General features: G+C 69.2%; 7 protein-coding genes and 1 pseudogene. 1 reads left to right on the top strand and 7 read right to left on the bottom strand.

Features of this window, described 5'->3' with window-relative positions:
• Window positions 1-58: pseudogene (locus tag AB0B61_RS51895) on the bottom strand (hypothetical protein); the annotation flags it as partial.
• Window positions 52-2,031 carry a DEAD/DEAH box helicase gene (locus tag AB0B61_RS51890; protein ID WP_358448733.1) on the bottom strand — a complete coding sequence of 660 codons (1,980 nt, stop codon included), beginning with the start codon at window positions 2,029-2,031 and terminating at the stop codon, window positions 52-54. The gene AB0B61_RS51890 and the pseudogene AB0B61_RS51895, both read right to left, overlap by 7 nt.
• Before the next feature lie 337 nt (window positions 2,032-2,368).
• Between AB0B61_RS51890 and AB0B61_RS51885 the strand changes: the two genes are divergently transcribed.
• Window positions 2,369-3,013, top strand: a complete 645-nt coding sequence (locus tag AB0B61_RS51885) for a ferritin-like fold-containing protein (protein ID WP_358448731.1) — start codon at window positions 2,369-2,371, stop codon at window positions 3,011-3,013.
• Between the two features lie 74 nt (window positions 3,014-3,087).
• Here AB0B61_RS51885 and AB0B61_RS51880 read toward each other — a convergent pair whose 3' ends face one another.
• The 5 genes from AB0B61_RS51880 to ligD (AB0B61_RS51860) form a co-directional block, all read right to left on the bottom strand.
• The gene (locus tag AB0B61_RS51880) at window positions 3,088-3,321 is read right to left on the bottom strand and encodes a DUF3107 domain-containing protein (RefSeq protein ID WP_357651993.1); all 234 of its coding nucleotides are present in this window, start codon (window positions 3,319-3,321) and stop codon (window positions 3,088-3,090) included.
• An 83-nt stretch (window positions 3,322-3,404) separates the two neighbouring features.
• Window positions 3,405-4,025: a TetR/AcrR family transcriptional regulator gene (locus AB0B61_RS51875; protein ID WP_225300629.1), complete on the bottom strand. Its 621-nt coding sequence runs from the start codon at window positions 4,023-4,025 to the stop codon at window positions 3,405-3,407.
• Between the two features lie 62 nt (window positions 4,026-4,087).
• Window positions 4,088-4,291: a hypothetical protein gene (locus AB0B61_RS51870; RefSeq protein WP_358448729.1), complete on the bottom strand. Its 204-nt coding sequence runs from the start codon at window positions 4,289-4,291 to the stop codon at window positions 4,088-4,090.
• A gap of 42 nt (window positions 4,292-4,333) precedes the next feature.
• The gene (gene ligD / locus AB0B61_RS51865) at window positions 4,334-5,215 is read right to left on the bottom strand and encodes a non-homologous end-joining DNA ligase (protein ID WP_358448727.1); all 882 of its coding nucleotides are present in this window, start codon (window positions 5,213-5,215) and stop codon (window positions 4,334-4,336) included.
• The gene (gene ligD, locus AB0B61_RS51860) at window positions 5,212-6,114 is read right to left on the bottom strand and encodes a non-homologous end-joining DNA ligase (RefSeq protein ID WP_358448725.1); all 903 of its coding nucleotides are present in this window, start codon (window positions 6,112-6,114) and stop codon (window positions 5,212-5,214) included. Before ligD (AB0B61_RS51860) ends, ligD (AB0B61_RS51865) begins: the two co-directional genes overlap by 4 nt.
• Window positions 6,115-6,146 lie beyond the last annotated feature (32 nt).

Here is a 6,146-nt window from a genome sequence, read left to right as displayed (position 1 = left end):
CGACGGACCACTTCACGTCGGCTGAGGTGATCGGGCTGCCGTCCTGCCACTTCACCCCGTCCTTGAGGGTGAACGTCCAGGTCTTGCCGCCGTCGCGCCGCCACGCGGCTGGCGGCGCTGCTGCTTGCGCTCGGTGGCCGCGGACGGGGCGATGTCGTCGTCGTCCGTGGCCAGGTCGGGTGACTGGAAGATCACCATGAACGGGCTGGCCGGCACGATGCGCTCCGGCTCCTGGCGCGCCGCGGGCTGCGGCGTGGACAGGAAGCTCGTCTCGGCGATCGGTGCACGCTCCATGACCCGCTCCTCCACGACCTGCTCCTTCGCGATCTGCTCCTCCACAATCCGCTCCACAGTGGGAGCCTGCTCGACGACCTGCCCGCGCTCGGCGGCGGGCTTGCGTGCACGGGCCGGCCTGCGCTCGCTGACCGGAGCCTGCTCAGTGGCCTGCTCGGCGACCGGCTCACGGGTCGACGCACGGGCTCTGCGGGCCGGCTTCTGCTCGGCGACCGGCTCACGCTCGGCGAGCGGGGCCTCCGGGGCGGCGGCGAGGGCGTTCTCGATGGCGGCCGTCGCGGCCCCCCTGCGAGTGCGACCGCGTCGCGGCTCGGCGGCCGCCTCGATCTCGTCCGCTGAGATGATGGCGGGTGTCTCCTCCGTCTTTCTGGCGCTCGCCCTGCTGGAGCGACTGGGCACAGACTCGACCTCCGGCGTCTCGACGGATGCGGTGCCCTCTTCCGTGGGCATGCCACCGCGGGTGCGGCGGCGCTGGCGCGGCGTGCGCGCCGGACGCTCCTCCCGCTCGTCTCGGCGGCCCTCCCGCTCGTCACGGCGGCGGCCGCCGTTGCGCGTGCGGGTCCTGCCGGTCTCGCCGAGGTCCTCGATGCGCTCCGCCGACAGGCCCGCCCGCGAACGGCTGGCGTGCGGCAGGACGCCCTTGGTGCCCTCAGGGATGTTGAGCTCGGTGAAGACGTGCGGCGAGGTGGAGTAGGTCTCCTCGGGTTCGGCGAAGTCGAGCCCGAGCATCTGGTTGATCATCTTCCAGCGGGTCATCTCCTCCCACTCCACGAACGTGACCGCGATGCCCGTGCGCCCGGCCCGGCCGGTGCGGCCGGTGCGGTGCACGTAGGTCTTGTCCTCGGTGGGGCAGTCGTAGTTGACCACGTGGGTGACGTCGTCGATGTCGATGCCGCGCGCCGCCACGTCGGTGGCGACCAGCACGTCGATCTTCCCACTGCGGAACGCGCGCAGGGCCTGCTCGCGCTGGCCCTGGCCGAGGTCGCCGTGGACGGCCGCGACCGCGAAGCCGCGCGTCTCGAGCTGCTCCGCGACCATGTCGCAGGCCCGCTTGGTCTCACAGAAGACCATGGTGAGCCCGCGGCCCTCGGCCTGGAGCAGCCGGGCGACGATCTCGATCTTGTCCATGCGGTGGACGCGCCAGACGATCTGGCGTACCTGCGGGTGCGGGATTCCCTCGCCGCCCTCGCCGTTCTCGTGCTCGGCCCGCACGTGCGTGGGCCGGTTGAGGTACTTGCGCGACAGCGCGACGATCTCGCCGGGCATGGTCGCCGAGAACAGCATGGTCTGCCGCTCTTCGGGGATCAGCTTGAAGATCCGCTCGATGTCGGGCAGGAAGCCCAGATCGAGCATGCGGTCGGCCTCGTCGAGCACCAGCGAGGTGATCTGGCTCAGGTCGAGGTGCTTCTGCTTGACCAGGTCGAGCAGGCGGCCGGGGGTGCCGACGATGACGTCGACGCCGGCCTTGAGCGCTTCGACCTGTGGCTCGTACGCCCGGCCGCCGTAGACGGTCAGGACCCGCGAGCCGAGCTTGCCGGCCGCGGTGACCAGGTCTTCGCTGACCTGTACGGCCAGCTCGCGGGTCGGCACGACGACCAGCCCGCGTGGCTTCTTACGGTTCTTACGCGGTTTGCCGATGCCCTGGAGCATCGCGATGCCGAACGCGTAGGTCTTTCCCGTGCCTGTGCGTGCCTGACCGATCAGGTCCTGGCCGCTCAGCGCGAGCGGGAGTGCCATCTCTTGGATGGGGAACGGTGTGGTGATGCCCTCGGTCTCGAGGGCATCAGCGATCTCTGGTGTGACTCCGAGGTCTCGGAAAGTCGTCAGCGTGGCCTGCCTCAGTCTCAAATGAAGGCGGGCCTGCCGGGACCGACGGGCGGAAAACAAACCCCGTGCCTGGGTCCTCGCGGTAGAGCCAGCCCTCTCGCGTCATCGCGACCGCAGACCCGGGAGCGGGGGGTTAACGGGGAATTCCCCCGAATTAACACAGTGCGGTCGCACTTTCACAGAGCAGTGTACTCGATACCACAACGTTGGCCGAGTTTCCGAATGTTCCCGAAGTACGCTGCCTTCCATGAACGAGTCTCCAGGAGTCGTCGATCTGCTCGGTGTGCTGGCCTATGCCGAGCTCAGCGCCTTCGCGCGGATGACCGAGGACGCGGCCTCCCTGGCCCCCTCCTTGGCCGATCAGGCCGCGCTCAGCGAGCTGGCCGTAGCCGAATATGCCCACTTCCGTCTCCTGCACGCCCGGCTGACCGAGCTCGGCGCCGATCCCGAGCAGTCGATGTCGCCGTTCGTCGAGGCGCTGGACGCCTGGCACACCCAGACGGCCCCGGCCGACTGGTTGCAGGCGTTGGTCAAGGCGTACGTGGGCGTGGGCATCGCGCTCGACTTCTACCGGGAGGCGGCCAGGCATCTCGAACCGTCGATCGCGAAACTGGTCGACGAGGTGCTCGTGGACGAGGGCCGCTCGGAGTTCGCGGTGGAGCGGGTCAGGGCCGGGGTCGCGGCCGACCCGGCGCTGAGCGGCCGGCTGGCGCTGTGGGCGCGACGGCTCGTCGGCGAGGCGCTCAGCCAGGGGCAGCAGGTCGCGGCGGCCCGGCCGGAACTGGCGCTGCTGGTGGTCGGCCCGGCGGCCGACGACCCTACGCAGATCTCCCGCCTGTTCGCCAAGCTGACCGAGGAGCACGGCAAGCGGATGGCCGCCCTGGGCCTGTGAACCGCCGCTCGAGCGAGGGTACGGCGTGTGCCGCCGTACCCCGCTTGAGCCGCTGTTGGGTCGCTGGAGAGTCGCTAGAGGGTGCCGCCGAAGCCGACGGGCCTCGACTCGTCCTCGCCGATCTCGATGAAGCCGATCGACGCGACCGGCACGATCACGCGCCGCCCCTTCGCGTCGGTGATGGAGAAGACGCCGCGGTCGGCGGCGAGCGCCTTTCTGATCTCCTCTTCGACCTGCTCGGAGGACAGCTCGGTCTCGACAACGAGTTCGCGGTGTACGGAGCGTACGCCGATCTTGACTTCCATCATGCTCCCTTTCGACGGGGCTGGCTCCTCCCATCGTCGCCGCTGGTGGGACAGGAAACGCCGATGATCGCGCCCAGCGAACGGGTTTAAGCCGTACGCGGAAAACCGCTGATGCCCCGCCAGGCCAGCCGGGCCATGAGCTGCTCGGCGGCGTCCTTCGGGATGGAGCCCTGCGTGGTCACCCAGTAGCGGGCGCTCACCTCGGCCATGCCGACCAGTCCGACGCCGAGCAGGTGGGCCTCGTCGCTGGTGCAGCCGGTGTCCTCCTGGATCACCGCGCTGACCATCTCGGCGCATTCGCGCAGGGAGCGCTCCACCCGCTGACGCACCGGCGCCACGTTGCGCAGGTCGGACTCGAAGACGAGCCGGAACGCCTCGCCCTGGGTGGAGACGAAGGAGTAGAACGCGCTGAACGTGGCCTGGACGCGGAGTTTGTTCTCGTGGGTGGAGGCCAGCGCCTCACGGCAGCGGTTGACCATGTCGTCCACGTGCAGGTCGAGCAGCGCGAGGTAGAGCTCCAGCTTGCCGGGGAAGTGCTGGTACAGGACGGGTTTGCTGACCCCCGCCCGATCGGCGATCTCGTCCATGGCGGCCGCGTGATAGCCGTTCTCCACGAACACTTCCTGCGCGGCGCTGAGCAGCTGCCGGCGGCGGGCTAGTCGGGGCAGCCGAGTGCCCCGGGGCTTGGCGTCCGGGGTTGCGGTCACGCTGGTCTCCATGGGGCTCCGAGTCGGCTGTTCGGACATCCTACGTGCGACTCAACGACTCATCAGCGATAGTCGTCATCATCGAGGTCCACCTCGCGATCCTGCTCGGCGGCGTCGGCCGGATCGACCTCCAGCGGGGTCTCGCGGGGCGTCCCGCCCCCCGCGCCACGCGAATCACGGCGCTGCTCGGCGGCGTCGGCCTCGGGGGCCTCGATCGACAGCTCATCCATTTCGTCGAAGGGGAGGTCGTCCCCACGTACGTCCATCTCCGACATTGCAGTCCCCTTCTAGGTGCGGACGGAACCAGACTACGCCTGACCGAAAAGGTCGCCGTGTTCCTCGACTCTGGCCAGTACGTCGTGTGTCGTGAACACCAGGTCCTCCGGGTGCTCGCAGCCCTCGACCTCCTTCCACAGCAGGGGTGTCGAGACCGTGGGCCGCGGCCCGGCGCGCAGCGAATAGGGGGCCACGGTGGTCTTGGCCGGGTTGTTCTGGCTCCAGTCGATGAACACCTTGCCGGGGCGCGCCTTCTTGGCCATCACGCTGACCACCTGGTCGCGGTGGGCCTTCTCCAGCGCCTGGGCCAGCCTCTTGGCGTACGCCGAGGGCTCCTCGCGGCCGTCCCATTCCGCGTACAGCTGCATGCCCTTGTTCCCGCTGGTCTTCGGGCGGGCGGTCAGGCCGTCGGCGCGCAGCACCTCGCGCAGGATGAGGGCCACCCGGCAGCACTCGACGATGCTCGCCGGAGCCCCGGGGTCGAGGTCGAAGACGAGTGTGTCGGGCGGCAGCGCCGCGCCGTCGTCGGACACCCGCCACTGCGGCACGTGCAGCTCCAGGGCCGCCAGGTTGGCGTAGTAGACGAGCGCGGGCAGGCTCTCGATCACGGCGAAGTCGATCTCGTCGCGGTTCTTGGTGCTGCCCGGCACCGGCAGGGTGGCCCTTCTGACCCAGTCCGGAGTGTGGTCCGGGGCGTTCTTCTCGAAGAAGAACTGGCCGGTCACCCCGTTCGGGTAGCGCTTGACGGTGAGCGGCCTGCCTTCCAGGTGCGGCAGGAGCGCGGGGGCGACGCGGCTGTAGTAGTCGATCACCTCGGCCTTGGTGAAGCCGACCTCGGGATAGAGCACCTTGTCCAGGTTGGTCAGCACCAGCTGCCGCCCGTCGACCCGCACCGGGACCTTCGCTGGGCTCACAGCGTCACCTCCGAAGGGAGCTTGTCCGGGCGCAGCCCGCGCCACACCGGGTGGCGCAGCCGCAGATCGTCGGTCCACATCGTGTAGGCCACCTCCCCGACGAGCTCGGGTCTAACCCAGCGGTTGCGCCACGGGACGACGTTCTGGAAGGGGCTGCGGGGGATCTCCAGCGGGCTCAGGAACGCGTGGAGCTGGTCGAGCACGGCCTCGGTGAAGCCGGTGCCGACGTGACCGACGTAGGTCAGGCCGTGCTCGGTGAACACACCCATGATCAGCGAACCGATTCCGCCCGACCTGCGGCCCTTGCCCGGCTTCCAGCCGCCGACCACGACGTCCCTCGTGCTGAGGTGCTTCACCTTGATCCACCACGGCGAGCGCGTGCCCGGCCGGTACGGCGAGTCCAGCCGCTTGGCGACGACCCCTTCCAGGCCCTGCTCCTGGGTGGCGGCGAGCAGGTCGGAATCTCCCGGGAAGTACGGCGGGGCGCCGATGTCCAGCTCGTCGAGCAGGCTGCGCCGGTCGCGGTACGGCAGGTCCAGCAGCGCCGTGCCGTCGAGGTAGAGCAGGTCGAACGGCAGGTACGTGACCGGGTACAGCTCCAGCATCACCTCCTCCGGGTCGGTGAGGTGCATGCGGTGCTGCAGCCGTACGAAGCTGGGCCGGCCCTGCGGATCGAGCGCGACCACCTCGCCATCGATCACCGCATTCTTCACCCCGAACCCCGAAATTTCGGGATACCGGCGGGTGTACTCGACTCCGTGCCTTCCCGTCACCTTCAGTTCACGGTCCAGGTGGAGGATGGCGCGGATGCCGTCCCACTTGACCTCCAAGCCATACCGCTCACGATCTTCCGGTAGCCGTCCAGGTACGGCGAGCATTGGTTCGATGGGGTATGGCATTGGTTGCACCATGACGGGTATGTGCCCATAGG

This window comes from Nonomuraea sp. NPDC049158 (genome assembly GCF_040648335.1).
In the GTDB taxonomy this organism is placed as follows: Bacteria; Actinomycetota; Actinomycetes; order Streptosporangiales; family Streptosporangiaceae; genus Nonomuraea.
The sequence above is the reverse complement of the archived record's forward strand: the minus strand, read 5'-3'. Positions and strand labels throughout refer to the sequence as shown.

What these genes read in the sequence shown, in the direction of transcription:
- AB0B61_RS51880 (WP_357651993.1), bottom strand. Translation starts at nt 3,321, where the DNA reads ATGATGGAAGTCAAGATCGGCGTACGCTCCGTACACCGCGAACTCGTT.
- AB0B61_RS51870 (WP_358448729.1), bottom strand. Translation starts at nt 4,291, where the DNA reads ATGGACGTACGTGGGGACGACCTCCCCTTCGACGAAATGGATGAGCTG.
- ligD (WP_358448725.1), bottom strand. Translation starts at nt 6,114, where the DNA reads ATGCCATACCCCATCGAACCAATGCTCGCCGTACCTGGACGGCTACCG.
- AB0B61_RS51890 (WP_358448733.1), bottom strand. Translation starts at nt 2,031, where the DNA reads ATGGCACTCCCGCTCGCGCTGAGCGGCCAGGACCTGATCGGTCAGGCA.
- AB0B61_RS51885 (WP_358448731.1), top strand. Translation starts at nt 2,369, where the DNA reads ATGAACGAGTCTCCAGGAGTCGTCGATCTGCTCGGTGTGCTGGCCTAT.